22 protein-coding genes and 1 riboswitch are annotated in these 19,908 nt (G+C 39.9%); of the genes, 9 read left to right on the forward strand and 13 right to left on the reverse strand.

Annotation, left to right across the window (positions count from 1 at the left end; genetic code table 11):
• Positions 1-123 precede the first annotated feature (123 nt).
• Complete coding sequence (locus KI375_RS17265) at positions 124-636, reverse strand: hypothetical protein (protein WP_212974713.1); 513 nt, start codon at positions 634-636, stop codon at positions 124-126.
• Between the two features lie 393 nt (positions 637-1,029).
• Here KI375_RS17265 and KI375_RS17270 point away from each other — a divergent pair, with 393 nt between their 5' ends.
• From KI375_RS17270 to ribH, 5 genes are all read left to right on the forward strand, one after another.
• Complete coding sequence (locus KI375_RS17270) at positions 1,030-1,470, forward strand: YtoQ family protein (protein ID WP_212974714.1); 441 nt, start codon at positions 1,030-1,032, stop codon at positions 1,468-1,470.
• A 111-nt stretch (positions 1,471-1,581) separates the two neighbouring features.
• A riboswitch (FMN riboswitch) is annotated at positions 1,582-1,731 on the forward strand.
• A gap of 251 nt (positions 1,732-1,982) precedes the next feature.
• Positions 1,983-3,098: a bifunctional diaminohydroxyphosphoribosylaminopyrimidine deaminase/5-amino-6-(5-phosphoribosylamino)uracil reductase RibD gene (gene ribD, locus KI375_RS17275; protein ID WP_244852786.1), complete on the forward strand. Its 1,116-nt coding sequence runs from the start codon at positions 1,983-1,985 to the stop codon at positions 3,096-3,098.
• Positions 3,079-3,723, forward strand: a complete 645-nt coding sequence (ribE, locus tag KI375_RS17280) for a riboflavin synthase (RefSeq protein ID WP_212974715.1) — start codon at positions 3,079-3,081, stop codon at positions 3,721-3,723. Before ribD ends, ribE begins: the two co-directional genes overlap by 20 nt.
• A 15-nt stretch (positions 3,724-3,738) precedes the next feature.
• The gene (locus KI375_RS17285) at positions 3,739-4,932 is read left to right on the forward strand and encodes a bifunctional 3,4-dihydroxy-2-butanone-4-phosphate synthase/GTP cyclohydrolase II (protein ID WP_212974716.1); all 1,194 of its coding nucleotides are present in this window, start codon (positions 3,739-3,741) and stop codon (positions 4,930-4,932) included.
• A gap of 12 nt (positions 4,933-4,944) precedes the next feature.
• On the forward strand, positions 4,945-5,412 hold the full coding sequence (gene ribH, locus KI375_RS17290) for a 6,7-dimethyl-8-ribityllumazine synthase (protein WP_212974717.1): 468 nt from the start codon (positions 4,945-4,947) through the stop codon (positions 5,410-5,412).
• Positions 5,413-5,500: 88 nt separating this feature from the next.
• Here the strand turns inward: ribH and KI375_RS17295 are convergent, their stop codons facing one another.
• The 5 genes from KI375_RS17295 to KI375_RS17315 all read right to left on the reverse strand — a co-directional run bounded on the left by KI375_RS17295 (position 5,501) and on the right by KI375_RS17315 (position 10,620).
• Positions 5,501-6,013 (reverse strand): DUF84 family protein, encoded by a 513-nt coding sequence (locus KI375_RS17295; RefSeq protein ID WP_212974718.1) that lies wholly within the window; start codon positions 6,011-6,013, stop codon positions 5,501-5,503.
• A gap of 27 nt (positions 6,014-6,040) precedes the next feature.
• Entirely contained in the window at positions 6,041-7,429 is a 1,389-nt protein-coding gene (locus KI375_RS17300) for an NAD-dependent succinate-semialdehyde dehydrogenase (protein WP_212974719.1), read from the reverse strand.
• A 189-nt stretch (positions 7,430-7,618) separates the two neighbouring features.
• On the reverse strand, positions 7,619-8,845 hold the full coding sequence (locus tag KI375_RS17305; RefSeq protein ID WP_244852788.1) for an MFS transporter: 1,227 nt from the start codon (positions 8,843-8,845) through the stop codon (positions 7,619-7,621).
• 71 nt (positions 8,846-8,916) lie between these two features.
• Complete coding sequence (locus KI375_RS17310) at positions 8,917-9,405, reverse strand: GNAT family N-acetyltransferase (protein WP_212974721.1); 489 nt, start codon at positions 9,403-9,405, stop codon at positions 8,917-8,919.
• Between the two features lie 144 nt (positions 9,406-9,549).
• Positions 9,550-10,620, reverse strand: a complete 1,071-nt coding sequence (locus tag KI375_RS17315; RefSeq protein ID WP_212974722.1) for a M42 family metallopeptidase — start codon at positions 10,618-10,620, stop codon at positions 9,550-9,552.
• A gap of 130 nt (positions 10,621-10,750) precedes the next feature.
• Here KI375_RS17315 and KI375_RS17320 point away from each other — a divergent pair, with 130 nt between their 5' ends.
• Positions 10,751-11,212 (forward strand): hypothetical protein, encoded by a 462-nt coding sequence (locus tag KI375_RS17320; RefSeq protein ID WP_212974723.1) that lies wholly within the window; start codon positions 10,751-10,753, stop codon positions 11,210-11,212.
• Between the two features lie 94 nt (positions 11,213-11,306).
• On the opposite strand, the gene KI375_RS17325 is transcribed toward KI375_RS17320, so the two are convergent.
• Entirely contained in the window at positions 11,307-11,453 is a 147-nt protein-coding gene (locus tag KI375_RS17325; RefSeq protein WP_207448555.1) for a hypothetical protein, read from the reverse strand.
• A gap of 186 nt (positions 11,454-11,639) precedes the next feature.
• On the opposite strand from KI375_RS17325, the gene KI375_RS17330 reads away from it, so the two are divergent.
• On the forward strand, positions 11,640-12,602 hold the full coding sequence (locus KI375_RS17330; protein ID WP_212974724.1) for a D-2-hydroxyacid dehydrogenase: 963 nt from the start codon (positions 11,640-11,642) through the stop codon (positions 12,600-12,602).
• Between the two features lie 108 nt (positions 12,603-12,710).
• Here the strand turns inward: KI375_RS17330 and KI375_RS17335 are convergent, their stop codons facing one another.
• The 3 genes from KI375_RS17335 to KI375_RS17345 form a co-directional block, all read right to left on the reverse strand.
• Complete coding sequence (locus KI375_RS17335) at positions 12,711-13,427, reverse strand: ferredoxin reductase domain-containing protein (protein ID WP_212974725.1); 717 nt, start codon at positions 13,425-13,427, stop codon at positions 12,711-12,713.
• A 119-nt stretch (positions 13,428-13,546) separates the two neighbouring features.
• Complete coding sequence (locus KI375_RS17340; protein WP_212974726.1) at positions 13,547-15,175, reverse strand: hypothetical protein; 1,629 nt, start codon at positions 15,173-15,175, stop codon at positions 13,547-13,549.
• Positions 15,168-15,968, reverse strand: a complete 801-nt coding sequence (locus KI375_RS17345) for an ABC transporter ATP-binding protein (RefSeq protein ID WP_374706865.1) — start codon at positions 15,966-15,968, stop codon at positions 15,168-15,170. Before KI375_RS17345 ends, KI375_RS17340 begins: the two co-directional genes overlap by 8 nt.
• A 161-nt stretch (positions 15,969-16,129) precedes the next feature.
• Here KI375_RS17345 and KI375_RS17350 point away from each other — a divergent pair, with 161 nt between their 5' ends.
• On the forward strand, positions 16,130-16,441 hold the full coding sequence (locus tag KI375_RS17350) for a PepSY domain-containing protein (RefSeq protein ID WP_207448562.1): 312 nt from the start codon (positions 16,130-16,132) through the stop codon (positions 16,439-16,441).
• 94 nt (positions 16,442-16,535) lie between these two features.
• Here KI375_RS17350 and KI375_RS17355 read toward each other — a convergent pair whose 3' ends face one another.
• The gene (locus KI375_RS17355) at positions 16,536-17,420 is read right to left on the reverse strand and encodes a YtnP family quorum-quenching lactonase (protein WP_212974727.1); all 885 of its coding nucleotides are present in this window, start codon (positions 17,418-17,420) and stop codon (positions 16,536-16,538) included.
• 94 nt (positions 17,421-17,514) lie between these two features.
• A complete protein-coding gene (trmB, locus tag KI375_RS17360; RefSeq protein ID WP_212974728.1) occupies positions 17,515-18,156 on the reverse strand; it encodes a tRNA (guanosine(46)-N7)-methyltransferase TrmB in 642 nt (213 codons plus the stop codon).
• A gap of 139 nt (positions 18,157-18,295) precedes the next feature.
• Between trmB and KI375_RS17365 the strand changes: the two genes are divergently transcribed.
• Complete coding sequence (locus KI375_RS17365) at positions 18,296-18,574, forward strand: YtzH-like family protein (RefSeq protein ID WP_207448568.1); 279 nt, start codon at positions 18,296-18,298, stop codon at positions 18,572-18,574.
• On the opposite strand, the gene KI375_RS17370 is transcribed toward KI375_RS17365, so the two are convergent.
• The gene (locus KI375_RS17370) at positions 18,569-19,384 is read right to left on the reverse strand and encodes a phosphotransferase family protein (RefSeq protein WP_212974729.1); all 816 of its coding nucleotides are present in this window, start codon (positions 19,382-19,384) and stop codon (positions 18,569-18,571) included. The genes KI375_RS17365 and KI375_RS17370 overlap by 6 nt on opposite strands.
• Positions 19,385-19,908: the final 524 nt, after the last annotated feature.

Below are 19,908 nucleotides of genomic sequence, written 5' to 3' on the forward strand. Positions count from 1 at the left end.
CCTTGTCAACCATTATAATTAACTAGTGTAAAGACAGTTATCGCTTTTGTCTATCCTTTTTTTAAAAAAACATCTCCAGAATGCAAAAAGAGGGCCAACTATTAAGGCCCTCCGTTAACATCTCTATTCTACCTGGCTTGAACGAACAATATCCATTAGGAGTTTTGCATCTTCGGATACATTCTGTACAGCTGATTCTGTCGTTGCTTTTGTTCCACCAATTCCAGCAGTTACTTCATAAGTCTCTTCTTCTTCGATTTCTGTAATGACGAGATAGCCAAAACGATCATCTTTAGTAAATGTCTGATTGATAATTAAGGGATCGTCAGTATCGATTAACAAATTATATAATGCTTGACTATCCTCCTCTTCGTTTGGGTTATAAAAAAGGATATAAGGATGGTCTTGCTTATCAAGTATAATATTATTGGGTTTATCATCTTTTACCGACATGCCAGAGGGTAAATAGAACGCAATCGATTGTATCTCTTGATTTGCTTCTTCCGGCTCTTTATCAAAAGCCTTTTCGGCTTGTTCTACAGCTTTGCTCTGTTCTTTTTCAATGGATGCTCCACAAGCAGCAATGAGTAGCATACTACATAGCATGATTGCGCAGGTCATCGCTTTTTTAAACATCTTGTTTCCCCCTAGACCTAAAAAATCTAGTTCCATCATACTATTAACAAAAATACATTGACAAGCCTTTCGCGAGAAATTCCTTTTGTAGGCATATCTGTAAACAAAAGCGCAAGTGCCTTGATCAGCCCCGACAAGCAAATGTTCTGAGACAAAGAAAGGCGTTCTTTGCCTTTCATTGGCTCAGGTTATTTGACGGAACATCGGCTAAGGACGCCACGTCCTGTGGCAACGCCGATGGACTCGCATCCTGCGAGCCTCTCGGGGCTAGGCGCTGGAGCTAGATGCCAAACCGCAACGTAAACAATTATCCATAAGCTACAATTTTATAATTTCCTAGACCACAAGAAATTGCTAAAATGGAAGTTATATCATAATAAGGAGGGAATCAGTTTGAGATTAATCGTTTATCTAGCTGGTGAAATTCATAGTGAATGGCGGTCAGAAATTAAGAAAAAGGCGGAATCTTTAGATCTCCCCATTGATTTTGTTGGACCCATGGAAGACCATGATCGCTCGGATGGAATTGGTGAAGAAATTCTTGGCGAACAACCAAATGCCGTGTTTCGTGATGCCGCTGCTTCAAGTTTTAATAACCTGCGCACAGAGGTCTTATTGAAAAAAGCAGATATCGTAGTCGCTCTTTTCGGAGAGAAATATCGACAATGGAATACAGCGATGGATGCAAGTACCGCGCTCGCGATGAATAAACCCCTTATTCTAGTTCGGCCAGAAGGATTACACCATCCTTTAAAAGAGTTATCAGAGAAAGCCAATATAACCGTGGAAAATGGAGATCAAGCTGTGAAAGCTCTGTCTTATATTTTTGAGTAAACGAATATTCCATGATCTTCTTTGGGTAGAAATCAGAAGTTCGAGGAAAATTTGTTATTTTTCCTCTTGATTCTTTGTTAAGCAGTATGATAATCTGTTTTGTAATCGAATATATTCCTTCGGGGCAGGGTGAAATTCCCTACCGGCGGTGATGAGCTATTATGCTCTTAGTCCGTGACCCGGATGCTTTTTTATAAGCAGAAGGTGGATTTGGTGAAATTCCAAAGCCGACAGTGAAAGTCTGGATGGGAGAAGGAGAATCTAACAAAGTCTATTTTTCTATGCGTTTTTTAAGCATTTATTCAGAAGTTTTCTGTTTTATTAGTACATGTTCAAAATGGAAGTTAAAAAGTTTACTCTATTTTTTGAACGGCTGCTATTCAGAAACGCTGAAAGTCATTTATAGACCTATGTTTATTTAAGTATGTCTAAAAGCCCCGCTACTATGTTTGCGGGGCTTTTTTATTTTCATTCGTTCGTAAGGAATACTGATAATGGAGTGTTGACAGGTTGTGTTGAAGGAAAATTATATGGAGTTAGCCTTATCTTTAGCGCGCACAGTTGCGGGACAGACTTCACCCAATCCCCCTGTAGGAGCGGTTGTCGTGAAGAACGGTCAAATCATCGGTATGGGTGCACACTTAAAGGCTGGTGAGGCTCATGCAGAACAGATAGCACTGCAAATGGCTGGAGACGAGGCTCGTGACGCAGATCTTTATGTTACTTTAGAGCCTTGCGCTCATATGGGAAAAACGCCTCCATGTGCAGATGCCGTAATAGCTTATGGGATTAAACATGTATGGGTTGCAACTCAAGATCCCAATCCTCTTGTTGCAGGTAAGGGGATCCAACGCATGGAAGATGCCATGATTCAAGTGGATATTGGTCTCTACGGACAAGAAGCTGCCCAACTATATGCACCATTTTTTCACTATATTCAAACAAAACAACCTTACGTTACGATGAAAATAGCAATGACATTAGACGGAAAAATAGCTACAGCAACTGGAGATAGTAGATGGATCACAAGTGACCAAGCACGACTTGATGTTCATTTACTTCGAGCTGCACATGATGCGATTTTAGTCGGTGTGCAGACGATTCTTCATGATGACCCTCTCCTCACCACCAGATTGCCCCAAGGTGGAAAAAATCCTATTCGAGTTATTTTAGATACACATTTGCGGACACCGATCAATAGCCAAATCGTGCAAAACGATGAAGCACCAACGCTAATTTTTTGCGGGCAGCAAGCGGCAAGCAAAAGACAACAACTGCTTGAACAAGGGAGCCAGGTTAAAGTCGTCCGCTTGGCAACTGAGAGAATTTCTGTTCCTGAGATTTTAAATGAATTAGCGAAACACAATATTATGAAGTTGTTGGTTGAAGGTGGGGCGACGATACATGCTGCCTTTTTAAAATCGCAAAAAATCCAAAAGGTTATTGTCTATGTTGCACCCAAATTATTAGGAGGAAAACAATCCCTCCCATCAATTACAGGTGAAAATCTACTTTCCATGTCAGAAGCTCGTCCTTTCATATTTGAAAACGTAGAAATGATTGGCCCTGATATCAAAATCACAGCTTTACCAAAAGGAAGTGAACAAAATGTTTACAGGGATCATTGAAGAAATTGGCATCATTGCACAGATTCAAGCCCAACCTCAATCTCTAAAGTTGGAGATTACAGCTCATACTATTTTGCAAGATATGGAGCTAGGGCACAGTATTGCTGTGAACGGTGTCTGCTTGACGGTCACTCATTTTTCCTCTGAACATTTTAGCGTAGATGTGATGCCAGAAACGTTTCACACCACCTCTTTACAAAGATTAAAAACTGGTAGTGTTGTCAATTTAGAACGTGCTCTTTCACTTCAAGATCGGCTTGGCGGCCATTTTGTTACAGGCCATGTGGACGGAATTGCGGTTGTACATTCAAAGTCCCAAGTGGAAAATGCTTTATACATGACACTCTCTGTTCCTGATGAATGGAGGATGTATTTATTACCGAAAGGCTCCATCGCATTGGATGGGACTTCGTTAACGATTTTTAAAGTGGAAGACAATCAGGTAACCATTTCTCTGATTCCCCATACCCAAGAAAAAACAGGATTAGTGAACAAAAAAATCGGGGATGTAGTCAATTTGGAATGTGATGTATTAGGAAAATATGTAGAACAGATGGTATTTCAAACCAAGCGAAAACAGCAAAGTTTGACAAAAGATTTCTTGCAACATAACGGATTCTTTTAAGGAAAGGTGACAAACATGTTTGATTCAATAGAAGATGCCATAAGCGACTTACAAAAAGGCAAAGTTGTGATTGTTGTGGATGATGAAGATCGAGAAAATGAAGGCGACTTTATTGGTCTAGCAGATCTAGTCACCCCCGAGATGATAAATGTAATGGCAAAGTTCGGAAGAGGACTTATCTGCGTTCCTATTACAGAGGAAAAAGCGCAACAACTCGAATTAAAATTAATGACTGATCAACCTACAGAAGGTTATGGAACAGCCTTTACGATTAGTATTGATCATTGTTCTACCCGTACAGGTATTAGTGCGTTTGAACGGGCAAAAACGATCGAAGCAATGGTGAAAAAGGCAGCTGGGGCACGAGATTTTGTTCGACCTGGGCACATTTTCCCCCTTATTGCGAAAAATGGCGGTGTATTACAACGTAAAGGGCATACGGAGGCTGCCGTCGATCTTGCTAGATTAGCAGGACATTCACCAGCCGGGGTGATTTGTGAAATTATGAATGATGATGGGACGATGGCACGCACACCAGATTTACAGCTTATAGCAAAGGAATTAGACCTTAAATTGATTACAATTCAAGATTTGGCAGACTACCGGGAACAACAAGAATCATTAATCATTCGCGAAACTGAAATTAATCTGCCAACAGAATATGGTCATTTTCGACTTGTTGGTTATTCGGAAAAGATAACAGGACAGGAACATCTTGCCCTTATAAAAGGTGACCTGCATACAAATGAACCGGTATTGGCACGTATTCATTCCGAATGTTTGACAGGTGATATCCTCGGTTCCCATCGTTGTGATTGTGGCCCCCAACTTCATGCTGCCATTGAGCAAATAGAAAAAGAAGGGCGCGGGATACTGCTGTATATGCGGCAAGAGGGTCGTGGAATTGGCTTGATCAATAAATTAAAAGCATACAATTTACAAGAGCAAGGATTCGATACAGTGGAAGCCAATGAAAAATTAGGCTTTGCAGCAGATTTACGTGATTATCGACTAAGTGCAGAAATTTTAAAAGAGTTAGGTGTTCAAAATATACGCTTGCTAACGAATAATCCGAAAAAGATTGCGAGTTTAGAAGACTGTGGAATAAAGATTATCGAACGTGTTCCAATCCAAATGCCAATAAAGGAAGAAAATCGTCGATACTTACAAACAAAAAAAGAAAAACTAGGCCATTTATTCATATTTTAGGAGGAATTATACGTGGGAAATGTATTTGAAGGTCATGTTGTTGGAACAGATCTAAAGATCGGGATTGTCGTAGGTCGATTTAATGAATTTATTACAGGCAAACTTTTATCAGGTGCTGAAGATGCATTCAAACGACATGGAGTCAAAGAAGAAAATGTGGATATCGCTTGGGTACCAGGAGCTTTTGAAATTTCCCTTATTGCAAAAAATCTAGCAGATTCAGGTAATTATGATGCGATTATCACACTTGGAACTGTGATCCGCGGGGATACTCCTCATTTCGATTATGTATGTAATGAAGCCGCAAAAGGTATTGCACAGACAGGGCTGCAGTCTGGTATTCCTGTGATCTTTGGTATTCTTACGACTAATACAATTGAACAAGCGATTGAGCGTGCTGGAACAAAAGCCGGTAATAAAGGTTGGGATACTGCAGTAGCTGCCATTGAGATGGCGAATTTGACGAAACAACTTCGCTAAAACAGAGTAAAATGTTCCCCTAATATATTGTAAAGTAAGAAGCCATTTTGCCAATGAAGCAAAATGGCTTCTTGTTAATTCACATACTTTATAACTGATATTGATACTGCCCAACTAATAATTTCATAATATGTGTAAACATTAAATCGCGTGTGACCATTCCATTGGTAAAGACGCCAATTGCTCCTTCGCCATGACGGATGTTTTCGCGTTGACAGAAATCATCCATAACAGGACCAAGTTCTTCACCATTTCGGAGTCTTACGGCAATTTCCTCTGGAAGCTTAATTCGGGCTCCTCCTGCTACAAGTGTTTCCTGATCCCTTACCGCCAGAGCACCCCAATTGATTAGAAAGAGACCTGCCGGTGTTTCCGTTACACCTCCCTCTAAGCCAATGCCAAGCTCAATATCTTGTTGGCGGACACAGTATTCCGCGCGATTCATCGCCCCCTTCATTGTTTCTTCATCGGAAAAAGGCATACTACTTACTTCAGAGGGGGCATCGATTGGATAAATATCAAACGCTATTTCTGTTGCTTGTAAAACATTCTCAACTGCTGTTAATTTTGCTTTGTTTCTAGATCCTACCGCTATTTTCATTCCCATAAACCTTCCTTGCTCAAAATGTTATAGACCACCAATCGACAAATATTTCGTCTCTAGATATGGTTCGATCCCTTCAATTCCACCTTCTCGGCCTAGTCCACTTTCCTTCATCCCCCCAAAAGGAGCATGGGCAGCAGATGGACCACCGTCATTCCAACCAATAATCCCAAATTGCAAATGGTCATGTAAATAATTTCCCACGCGGTAATCATTTGTGAAGAAATATGCCGCTAAGCCATATGGCGTACCATTCGCTAATTCCACCGCTTCATCTAGTGTTTTATAGCCAATAATAGGTGCAACAGGGCCAAATGTTTCTTCATGCATAATTGTCATCTCTGTTGTCACATTCTTGAGAACGGTCGGCTCGACAAAGAAACAGCCTTTTTCTTCATCTACTTGGAACTGATTGCCAACTAGCACCTCAGCTCCTCCTGCAATTGCATCTTCAATTTGTTCGACGATTTTGTTATAACCTTTTTCATTAATAATCGGACCAACATCAATGCCTTCTTGCAAACCGTTGCCAACCTCAAGCTTTTTCACTTCCGACACAAATTTTTCCGTGAACTCATCCAAAATCCTTTCATGAACAATGATTCGATTTGCACAAACACAGGTTTGTCCCGCATTTCGGAATTTAGCGGCAACGGTTTGTTGAACAGCCAGTTCAATATCCGCATCTTCGGCAACAATTAAGGGCGCATGTCCACCAAGCTCCATCGTCACATGCTGGATATTTTTGGAACTATTCTCAATCAATTGCTTTCCAACTGCCGTCGACCCTGTGAACGTGATTTTACGGATCAATTCACTACTCGTAAAAATTTCACCAACGACCTTTCCTTCTCCTATGACGTATTGAATCGCAGCTTTCGGAATCCCGACTTCGTGCGCATAATCAATAAATTTCATACCTGACAAGGGGGTTTCTGATGCTGGCTTAACAATAAAAGTACAACCAGTCGCTAAGGCAGGTGCGGCCTTTCTTGCCATCATCGCTGTTGGAAAATTCCAAGGGGTAATGGCTGCTACAAGGCCAATCGGTTCTCTCGTCACAATGATTCGTTTTGAGCCAGTATTAGCTGGAATGGTCCGGCCATAGACTCGTTTCGCTTCCTCCGCATACCAATCCAAGTATGCGGTAGAATAATCAACTTCACCTCTTGCTTCATTTAATGGCTTCCCGTTTTCTGCAGTCATTAATTTCGCTAATTCTTCTTTATTCTCTTGTATTTTCGCACTCCAAGCCTGAATGAGCCTAGCCCTTTCATGTGCATCTACTTTTGCCCATTCTTGAAAGGCCTGATGCCCTCGAGCAATCGCTGCTTCGATCTCATCATTTGTTTGCATATTGAGTGTTTCGATTACATCACCAGTCGCAGGATTTGTGACGTCTATGTTTGACATAAATCAAAACTCCTTTCAATCGTTTCATCTCTTTCTATATTCCCTAATTTTAACAAAATTATCGTATCGAAAGGAAATAAGAGCTCTTTATCTATCGCGACTGACACTTAGGTTTTATTAACATGACATAAAAAAAGTGCCCAAATCCCCAATTTTTCCTACTAGGGTCAGACACCAATTTTTAAAAATTTATTGCTCTAATGTGTTTTCTTCTATTTTGTTCACATCTGATGTGATTGGTTTCGCAGCCTGTGCCAGCAATCCAGCAACTGTCACACCAATCAGTACAAAAATTAATGACCGCAGTAAACCGACTGATTCAGCGATAGCCCCTAAGATGGGGGGACCAACAAGAAAGGCCATATAACCAACCGTTGTGACAGCTCCTACTCGAGCCGCCACACCATGTGGATTATCACCAGCTGCAGATAAACCAATCGGAAAACCGTAAGCTGAGCCAAATCCCCAAAGAACAATTCCGACAGCTGCTGCATAATAATTCCCACTAAAAATGACGATCATAAGCCCGAGTGCTGCCGAAATGGCGGAGATTCTAAGAATTGCTACCCTGCCAAACTTAGCTAAGAGAATATCGCCCACTGCACGACTAATCGTCATGGTCGCGACAAATAAACTAAACATTAAAGAGCCAGCTGCGGCGGTTTTATCATACCCATCCACAATGACTAATGGCAACCAATCCCCAGCAGAACCTTCTGCAAAAGCCATTCCTAGTACGATGACGCCAAGCAAAAACGTCCGTTGCTCTTTCCAAACCGAGAGACTCTCTTTCGCTGTCGTCCCGCTGGTATCCTCATTTTTAACTTGACCAGATCCTCCCGGTATAAAGCGAAAGAAATAAATGATTAAGATGAATACAGTAAAAGCAATAACTAATAAATGAATGATAATTGGCACATGAAGATTATTGACAACGGAACCAATCATCGCACCAAAAAACGTCCCTAAACTGTATACCGCATGAAAGCTCGTCAAAATTGGCTTTTTTACCGTTTGTTCAATCGCCGTTCCTTCAACATTCATCGACACATCACAAATCCCAATACCAAACCCAAAAAGCGCTAAGCCACCAAAAACAATCAATACATGAGGAAACCATGAACTACCGATTCCCACAGTGATCAACCCAGTGGAACTAAGCCCTAGTCCTACTAACATAATGACACGGCCGCCAAAGCATGCAATTAAACGACTTGCACAGAGAAGGCCAATAATCGAACCAGTAGAAAGACCAAAAATGATCCAGCCCATCTGTGCTGTTGAAACACCTAATGAATCGCGAATATTTGGTGTCTGGGCCACCCAGGATGCCATGGCAAATCCAGAAAGACCAAAATAAAAATAGATGGCCATACGCCACAAACGAATTTGCCGAATTGTAAGTGCCTGTTCCACTGAATACCATCTCCTAAGAATCATAAACATCATCATTCTACAAAACTATATTTTTAAATGTAAGAAGGGCTTTATCCCAATGCCTCAATTTCAATATAAAAAGGGACAATATCAACATAACGCCCGTCTTTCTGTTTAAATCCATTTGGAATTACACCTAATGAGGAGAAACCTAGTTTCTTGTATAGGTGAATCGCCCCTTTGTTCGCAGCCACCACCGCATTAAATTGCATGATCCGAAAGCCCAGTGATCCTGCTGCCTCCAACGAATCAACAACTAATTTTTCGCCAATACGTTTTCCTCTTTGTCCAGACTTAACACCATAGGAGGCATTAGCAATATGTCCGCAACGCCCCACGTTATTCGGGTGTACAATATATAGACCAAGGATCTCGCCTTTTTCTTCAGCCACACCTGTATAGGATTGTTCTGCAAAAAAAGACCTTGCTCTCTCCAGTGTCAATGGCTCCTCTTGCGGAAAAGCCAGACCTTCCTCGACAATCTCATTCCATATAGACATCATATATGGTATGTCCGCTTCTGTATATTTTCTAATCATAATTGCCACTTCCAAATTCCCTCTTTTTTCGTGTTATGATGATTGCGCTTCTATGCAAGCTAGTTGGTATAATACCGATTTTCCTAACTAAATAGCCCGATTGTTGAATTGTCACAATCGAGCTTATCAGCGCAGTTATACAAATTATTGTTGCTTAATTGCATCTACAGTTGTGCGATCACAGGCCTTGACAAGTTTGATAAGTAGTTCTTTAGCCGCTGCATAGTCATCTACATGAACAATGGATGAAGATGTGTGAATATAGCGTGAGCAAATTCCCACAACAGCACTCGGAATGCCCTCATTGGCTGTATGAACACGCCCTGCATCTGTGCCGCCTTGTGACACAAAATATTGATAAGCAATCTTGTTTGATTCCGCAGTATCAAGTACAAATTCACGCATACCTTTATGTGTCACCATCGAACGATCAAAAATTCGGAGCAGGGCGCCTTTTCCTAGCTGACCAAATTCATTTTTATCACCGGAAGCATCATTGGCTGGGCTCGCGTCTAATGCAAAGAAAAGATCTGGTTGAATCATACTGGCTGCTGTTGCCGCCCCGCGCAAACCAACTTCTTCTTGCACAGTTGCACCAGAATAAAGTCTATTCGGCAAGGATTCACCTTGTAATTCTTTCAGAAGCTCAATCGCTAACCCACAGCCATAACGATTATCCCAAGCTTTTGCCATAATCTTCTTCGGATTGGCCATTGGGGTAAACGGACAAACAGGGACAATCATTTGCCCAGGCTTAATGCCCATTTTCTCTGCATCCTTCCGATCATCCGCCCCTACATCAATCAGCATATTTTTAACATCCATTGGTTTACTGCGTTGTGCCTCTGTTAAAAGATGTGGCGGAATCGAGCCAATCACACCATCCACCTTTTCCGCAGCCGTCACAATCTGAACTCGTTGTGCAAGTAAAACCTGATTCCACCAGCCACCAATCGTTTGAAAACGAATCATTCCATTATCGGTAATTTGTGTGACCATAAAGCCCACTTCATCCATATGACCGGCAACCATAATCGTCGGCCCTTGTTCATCCCCACGTTTGAAACCGAAAATTCCACCTAAGCGATCTTGGATAATCCCATCCGCGTATTTTTCTAATTCTGTCCGCATATAATCACGAACAGCATGTTCATTGCCTGCAATCCCTGGTAATTCTGTTAAAGTTTTAAACATCGTAAGGGTTTCTTGATTCATAAATCTTCCTCCCATTTCAATAAATATATGTATAGTTCTATTTTAACCGATTTTTTCTCGTTGGCTATTCATTTGTTTATTCAGCATAAAATTATTTATAATCAATATAGGAAGCATAGGAGGCGTAACAGTGTCAAAAGAAATTTTGCATGAATGGCAACCAGAATCTTTCTTAGACTTCAGCCTGGAAGAAAAACGTCTTTATACCATTGGATTAGTTGATGTAAATATTGGAGCAAATGAGTTAAATATTACCTTAGATAATGGAACCCAGGACCTGGAAATCATCTATAATCAAATAGACTTTTCGATTCCGGTTGAATATTATGTATGGTCATTCCGATATGGTACTGAAGGAATACGGAATGATCTAGCCTATGCCAACTGCAAGGTAGCGGCGAATATAAACAAAGATTATTATTATGCATTCAAGATGGAAAACTCTGAATATATACAATGGCATGATCGCATTTCTCCTTTTACGAGTAAAGACTATCCTAAACTAGAACACCGTATCTATATCACTTCCGATGATGTTTTGGAAGTTCTTAGTACATTCGAGCCGACTTTTAGGATAAAAACCATATCCTAGAATTTGATCATTTTTATTAGAACTTACCATTGTCTAAACAGCATAAATCAGGTATGATAGACATAAGATGATGGAGTAGGAAAGGGGTTTCCCCCTATTCCTCAAGGTTACTGGAGCCTTTCTTCGCTGCCGACGAAGAAGGCTCTTTTCTGTTGCGATAATTCATGAGCGCGGTTACAAGGTTAATGCCCGCAACCACTACATTCACAATGGCAACGAAAAGAAGCACATACCTTTCCATTCATCTCACCTCCTTTCGGGGAGGTTATATTTAAATTATAGCAAAACAAGCTACCAAGAACAAGTGTTCTATGTAAAATTTTTACAAACCCGGTGTCCCTCGCATAGCATATGAATCAGTTTCTTTTCTTTATAAGCGATTTTAGTTAGAATTAAATATTATTACTAGTATATAAGGAGGGATCCGATGACGACAAAAACCTTGGTAATCAATTTAGAATTAGCACACCACCTTTTAGAAGAAATCAAACAAGTAGTGCCTGATTGGAAAATTGTTGCAAGTAAAGACAGTGATCGTATTCAAGAGGACTTAGAAAAGGCGGAAGTTGTATTACATTGGAAAAAAGCAGTGGAATCAACTTTGCTTGAAAGAAATAACCAGGTCAAATGGATTCAAACTTGGAGTGCAGGTGTGAATAGTTTACCATTGCAAAAGCTACAACAAAAAGAGGTTGTGCTAACTAGTGCGAATGGTGTCCATGCCTATCCTATCTCCGAGACGATCTTTGCGCTGATGCTGGGCATAACGAGAAAGATTGATACGTATGTAAGGCAACAGCAAGAAAAGAAATGGCAGAATGGTGGGCTTGCATTAGAAATTCACGAGAAAACAATTGGAGTAATCGGGGTCGGTGCCATTGGTCAAGAAACAGCTAAAATTGCCAAAGCCTTTGGTATGAAAGTGCTAGGTGTAAGGCACTCAGGAAAACCTAACACATATATTGATACCATGTATAAACCCAATCAATTGGAAGACGTGCTCAAACAATCTGACTTTGTCGTAATCACGCTTCCACTAACAAAGGAAACTACTCATATGTTTGGGGAGAAACAATTTCAGCAAATGAAAAACAGTGCCTTCCTTATCAATATTGGCAGAGGACAAATTATCGATGAGGCTGCATTGATTCAAGCATTGAAAGATAAGGAGATTGCAGGTGCAGGTCTCGATGTATTTGAGGTAGAGCCATTACCGGAAGATAATCCATTATGGGAACTGGATAATGTGATCATCACCCCTCATACTGCAGGTGCAACCGAACATTATACCGAGCGTGTTGTCCGGGATATATTTATTCCTAATCTAAAACATTATCTTACCCATCAAGCCCCTCATCTAAATGTCGTTGATTATAAAAAGGGATATTAATAATTTCCTAGATAATGAAAAGGCACTACCTATTCCTAAGTTACGGATAGGTAGTGCCTTTTCTTATTCATTTAATGCAACAACAACTATCAGGGATTTTCACCTCGATTAAATTGACAAATCCACTGGTAAGAACTCAGCCAGTTGCCGTTGATGCTTATCAAGCATAATTTGTTCCGGCTTGATGCCCTGCTCACGAAGTACGTCAATATTCTGCACAAGGAATTCGTCACTGCCGATAATGTAGAAGAGACCATCCTTGTCTGCAGCCAGCTTTTTCACTTCTTCATAGTATTCCTGACGATTATCGACGAACTGTGAGGTGAACTTCTTATCAGGTGCAGACCTAAAAATATCCGTGAATAAGAAATCTTTTGACGAATCAATGTTCAGGGAATGAATTTGCTTGACATTGTCAGCACGTTCGAAATAATCAAGGACAAGTGGTCTTAATGTTGCCAGGCCGACACCGGATGACAATAGATAAACATTTTTGTCTTCTCTTTTAAGCGGCACATTTGAATGAATTTTAAATATGGCAACCTCTTGGCCAACTTCAAGATTTCTTAAAATCGACTTAAATTCAGAGCACTGCTCTCTGATCCGTGTCGTGATCCCGATTGAATTTTCATGCGGTAAAGTGGAGATGGACATATGGCGAATCAGGCTGCGGTTTGGTTTTTCTCCGGCGTTAAAGCCTTCCAGTGCCAAATGGATGTGGGCGCCTTCTTCCCATGTAAGGCCTTCCGGAAGGTCAACAAAATACGTTTTAACCTCAGGCGTTTCATCAACAATCTTATTTATTTTGCTCCAGTATATTTGCATGATATCTTCTCCTTACTCCATCATATTTATTGTTACTATCTACTATACACTAAATGATAATATTTCTCAATTAAATATTGAATATTATGAGATATCTCCTATGAGTTTCTCCGTCCTTTTTACCCCTCTTTGCTCACCATCTTAAAAACCTTTTTCCAGTATAGAATCGTTCCTAACAAAAGCAGGATTAAATAGCTGATCTTTCCAAAAGGAATGAGCAGAGCAATAAAATGAAGAAGAACAAATCCACCTACAAGAAACATCAGCAAGAAGAACATGGCAGTATTTACCGATTGTTGAGCTGATTCAAATGGTTTTGTAAAAGGAAAATACTCATTATTTATTAATTTATAGGCCAGCACCGTTTGCAAAATGGCTGTAACGAATACGATGAGTAAATCTAACCAAATATTCCAAGAAAATAGATAGAGAAAAACAACTGAAATAAGTAAATACACAGGCAAATAAAGTTTTACAAGTAAAGCTTTAAGTGCTGCGCTATAAAATTTCTTTGTTTGCTTGATAGGAATCGTTTTGAATATCCATCCGCCCTTATCATTTTTCGAGAATTTCAACATTTGCACCATTGAGCCTATCATAATTGTACTGAAGTAAATATTTAAATAGGTATTACTATCCGCTAGACTATCAACAGTCTCAGACATGAGTGTATTCATAATAAAGATAAATGGAAATATTAGCCCCATTCCTAGTATAGGATAGACTTTTAATTTAAACTCCCTTTCCCGACTCATCATAATTGAGGAGAAACGAAAGAACATTTTCTCTTCTTGATCGAAACAAATCAATGATGACCAAAAACGTGTAAGCGAAAATTTCCATCTTTTTATCTCACCCGTTTCGTCCATCAACTTTTGCAAATTCCTTTCGAAGCTAGGCATTAACCATATATAAACCGCTAAAGCGATGAACGGAATCACAAGAGCCAAACTGGACAAAAAGATATATATGAAGGAATGATTGTGCCCGAGTATTAGTTCAAACGGTGCCGCAAACCAAATTGGTGGAAGCAAAACATGCCACCATTCAAACACATAAGATATATTTATATCAACTATATTAAAGGCACGGATAAAGATCTGATATCCAATCACTACAGCAACTGATAAAATAATTTGCACATAATTAATCAGGTTTTTTAGCTGATCACTACCAAAGAACTTTAAAATCACAAGATAGACAAGCGCAGTAATCGCAATAATCAATAAAACCAACAGCACGACTTCTGCTAAAAATAAGAGAAAAAACACAATTCCTTGCTTGAAGAGCATCACGATCGCAGGAATCGAAATAAATGCCCCCGTAATAAAAGCCATATAATACGCGATATGGATCATCTTTGCTGCGTTAATCGTTCTAGAATCGAGTGGCTTTGTATGGAAAATTGCCTTATCTCTTATATCTAATAGAACAGAAGAAAAATCAGCAATCAATGAAGTCATCATTAAAAACATTGTTAGTCCAAAGATAATACTCATCTGGAACATATATTGATCCAGAAAAACAAACAAGACAAGTAATAAGCCATATAAGGCATAAATGCCCAAGGTTTTGAGAAATTGGTTGCCTTTCGCCTTCTGATTTCCTTGAAAAATTGTCGGAGTCCGCCTTTGATCCATGATTAGTTTCATTTCAAGGATTTTTCGCATCATTTTATAGTCGATCTTCATCCATGTAAACAGGGGTTGAAACCAATCCAATATTTTTAAGGAACGAAATTTAGTCATCCCTATCCCCTTCCAACACAGTGTCCACAAAAAGTTTTGCTGTATCCTGATGTTGGTTATACCCTGTTAATTGATTGAAAATCCCTTCTAAAGATCCTTCTTTGCTTTGCTCCTTTAATTCTTCAAAAGTACCATCAGCGGCAATATGCCCATCTACCAATAATACAATCCGATTACTGATTTTCTCCACGACATCCATAATGTGGGAAGAATAGAAAATAGTCTTACCTCTCGATGCCAATTCCTCCAAAATATCCTTTGCCATAATCACGCTATTCGCATCCAACCCATTTAATGGTTCATCCAGAAAGATAAGGTCAGGATCATGCAACAAGCTAGAAATAATCAATACTTTTTGCCGCATCCCTTTCGAAAAAGAGGATATTCTTTTATGAAAAACCTCTTCTAAATCAAAGGATTTCATCAATTTCATTGCTTTATTTTCTGCTTGGCTTTCTTCCATTCCGTACAATTCACCAATAAAAGTGAGATATTCACTAGCTGTCAAATTTTCATAAACATCCGCACTTTCTGGTACATAGCCAATTTTTCTTTTATAATCTGGACCTGTTGAAGAAATATCTTCACCAAAAATTTCAACCGTTCCCCCGTAGCCTTCTACCAAACCGAGCATAATTTTTAATGTCGTACTTTTGCCGGCTCCATTGGGTCCAATATAACCGATAATTTGCCCCCGATAGACATCTAGATCAATACCATTAAGGACATGGTTATCAAGAAAACTCATCGTCAAATTTTTTAAAGATAAAACTTTTTCAGTTGAATTGGAAATGATACTCACCCTCTATTTTTATATTTCAGCATCAATAGCCGTCATCTCTTAATTCTATGGTAACATCTCTGTTTTTTCTTGTGTAGAAAACCCCATTAAATTCTCGAAGAATTTGCTTGATTCCTGTATACTGAAAAAATAGATAGGTGGAGGTGCAGAAAATGAATTGGAAATCGTTTATTGCTGGAACTCTTACTGGCTTAATCGGTGGCTATTGTTTACGAAAAATAATGGAAGAACAAGTCCCCTTATCTGGTGAAAAGGTACTTGCCGATATTAAGCATGCTTTTAAACAAGAAGGAAGTATTGACGGATCGTGGATGCAGATGAAACCTGAAGATTATCAAAAACATGCGATCAAAACGAAGGTATATCGTGGTGGCATTATGCGCACCCGTGACGGAGAACGTCAGCAATTTGAATTTATTGCGGACGCCTTTACTGGAAGTGTTTTGGACGTGTATCCTCTTTAAGGAGGGGCAGGAGGCACCAATGGATGGTGCTTCCTGCATTTTCTTCCACATTAACTAGCAGTAAGACCCTCGCTGATTGAAGTTTCACTGATATTTATGATTTTTTGTGTAAATCCTTGAGTAATTTTCCTTGATCTGCTCGCTCTCGCTCGAATGTAGCCATAATGTCTCCAGTTGTATTCCACTTCAAGGCACGATAATAAGCATCATGGTAAAAACTGAACCAAGCACCTGAATCAATCGCTTGTGGAATCCAGTTTTGCTTTTCACGGATCGAATCCATCGGGTAATCATCATAAGCAAGAACCCATAAGGGATTTTGATGGGCATGGGTTGGCATAAGATCAGCCATATGGACAAGCTTTTCCCCAGCGCTTTCCAGCATGATGATGGAATGGCCAGCGCTATGACCTCCTGTATGAATCATGCGGATACAATCTTCTAAGATAATGTCGTTTTGAAAGGTAATCACCTGATTGGCGATCGCTTGCCAATTCTCCGGCCAATATGTATTACGCGAGCGAATATTTGGGTTGCGCATTTCATCCCACTCTACTTGCGAGGTATAAATTTTTGCATTGGGAAATGTTGAAACAAACCCATGAGCAGTTGGTTTCGTTAATCCGCAAGCATGATCAAAATGAAGATGGGTCATAAGCACAAGATCAATACCTGCCGCTGTGAGAGCAAGCTTTTCTAGTTCCGCTTCTATCTTCGATTCCTCTGACACTCCATAATTTCGTTTCTGCTTATCCGTTAGCTTTCCATTGCCAATGCCGGCTTCAATTAAAATATTTTTCCCATTCACCTGCAAAAATATCGGATCACACCGTAACTCAATTTGATTCTTCTCATTTACAGGGTATTTCCGTGTCCATAAAGGCTTGGGAACAACCCCAAACATTGCTCCCCCATCCATAAACGTATCTCCACCATTTAACCACCTCAATGTGATATCTCCGATTTGTAATCTTTCCATCTCATTCTTTCCTCCTTTGGTTCCGAACATATTTTGTACTTTTTTATAGTAAAAAACACATGAACATTTAAATGGTCTCATGTGTTTAAATAATTTATTTCATATACTGTACTTCGCAGCGATAAATGGGATGGCCTTTTGCTGTGAATTTCTCTTCGTATTCCGTCATGATGTTGCCTTCATAATCGCTGTCATGTAAATCCAGCCATACATCATTTAGCTTCATTCCGTAATGAGAAAAGCTCACAAGTGAATATTCAAATAATCCGCGGTTATCAGTTTTGAAGTGAATTTCGCCTTCGTCCACAAGGATATCTTCATAGATCTTTAAAAAGGACTCATGAGTTAAACGTCTTTTTTCATGGCGGTTTTTCGGCCAGGGATCGGAAAAATTTAGATAAACCCGCCCAACATCCCCTTCTGCAAAGAAGCTACGCAAATCGGCACCATCCGTATGTAATAATTTTACATTCGGTACATCCACTGCCAATACTTTATCTAGTGCTGTCACAATCACACTTTGTTGCAGTTCGATTCCAATATAGTTTATATCTGGATGTGCGCGTGCCATTTCCGAAATAAACTGTCCTTTCCCTGTCCCCACTTCGATATGGATCGGCTGATTATTCCCGAACAGATCGTCCCATTTGCCTGCAAAATCTTGTGGGTTGGGAATGACAAATTGAGGATATTCTTCAATTTTTTCCTTTGCCCACGGTTTATACCTTACACGCATGTTTCAAAACACCTCTGATTTTCGTATGGTTAAAAATAATACTAATATCTTGATCCCGTCCTTTCCCAAAATCAAGCAACGCATAAAGGCTTTTCATCTGCGCAAACTACAAGCAACTCATTGGAAAGGAAGAAGAAGCATGTCTTTAAATCACCAAGACCAAGTCAATTTATTACAAGATATTTTAAATAATCATTTAGAGGACTGCTGTGGCTCTGTCTCAGAATATGAACAAGTAGAACGGTTAATCCAATCTTTACTTGCGAATCAATCTGTGCCCCAGGAAATGGAACCTCTTTTACATGATATATATAGCTATTCTCAAACAGGAAAAAATTCAAGTCATCTTGATCAACATATAAATGCCCACCAGGACCAGCTTTCCCAGTGGGTGCATGTTATCAATACATTATCATAAAGGCTTAGTGAGAGGATAAGAACAAGCATAATCATTTCTCATATAATTGTCTAAATCCTTTGTCCAATAGTTCACTTCAAACAAATGCCCTCTTGTTTGATGCCATTGAATCGATAATAAAGTATGGGCGATCGTATACCATTTCATCCGCCATTCAAGATTCGCGGTAAGAGGACTTCCATAATGACGTAACCAGTGAGACCATTTATTTTTCGGGACATACCAATGTAAAAGCACTCCTAAATCGAAAGCGGGATCGGCGATCGTGGCGCCATCCCAATCAATTAGAAAGGTCTCTCCTTTGTCGGAAAACAACCAATTATTATGATTCACATCCCCATGGCAAACAGCCCAATCATTGCATTGTATAGTTGTCCACTCTTTTTCAAGAAAATCAAGGGCCCTATTGATCGTAGAATTGGCATATAACTCTTGATCCAATGTTAACTTAATATCCTCAAGCATTACATTGGGTCCATAAGGTTTTTTCTCCATCCGCGCCATCATACTTAAAAGTGGCTTTGATTCATGTATTTTTCTTAAGAGCTTTGGCGCTTCTTCTCCTGCCATTTCTCCCGCTGAAAATTCTCTACCGGCTAAACATTGCTGGGCCGTTACGACATCACCGTTTTCCAATCTTCTTGTCCAGACCAACTTCGGGACGATCCCCTCTGCTGATAAAACAGCCAAAAACGGGGACGAATTTCGTTTGAGAAACAGTTTCTGATTATCTTTGATTGCAAAAAAAGCTTCACCGGTTGCTCCACCGGCAGGTATAATTTCCCAATCCTGCCCCAATAATTGTTCCACCTAATTTCACCTTCAATTATATCAACAAATAGTAGTATCGTATCTGTAACTTTTGATTAGAAGAAAAAAAAGATCGCTATTGACTCATAAGAAAAGCACAAGGCGTTTGCTTATCGGCGACAAGCAAATGTTCTGAGAAAAAGAAAGGCGTTCTTTGCCTTTCATTGTCTCGGGTTATTTGACCTCGAGCCGATGGCGTCTGGAGCTAGATCCAAACACTAGCCAAAATTATACTTTCTTATCTTTTAGAATAGCCATCTGTATTATCCAATTTTATCGTTAATCGTCATTTTTCGTCAAGTGGCAATTGCTGAAAGTTTAATTTTCTTAAGAAAAGCGTAAGGTGTCCGCCTATCGGCGACAAGCAAATGTTCTGGGACAAAGAAAGGCATTCTTTGCCTTTCTTTGTCCCAGGTTATTATGCAGAACATCGGCTAAGTTCGCGCCGTCCTGGCGAAACGCCGATGGACTCGCTCCTGCGAGCCTCGAGCCGATGGCGCCTAGAGCTAGATCCAGCATTAGCC

Source organism: Bacillus sp. J14TS2 (assembly GCF_018333015.1).
Lineage (GTDB): Bacteria > Bacillota > Bacilli > Bacillales > Bacillaceae_C > Lederbergia.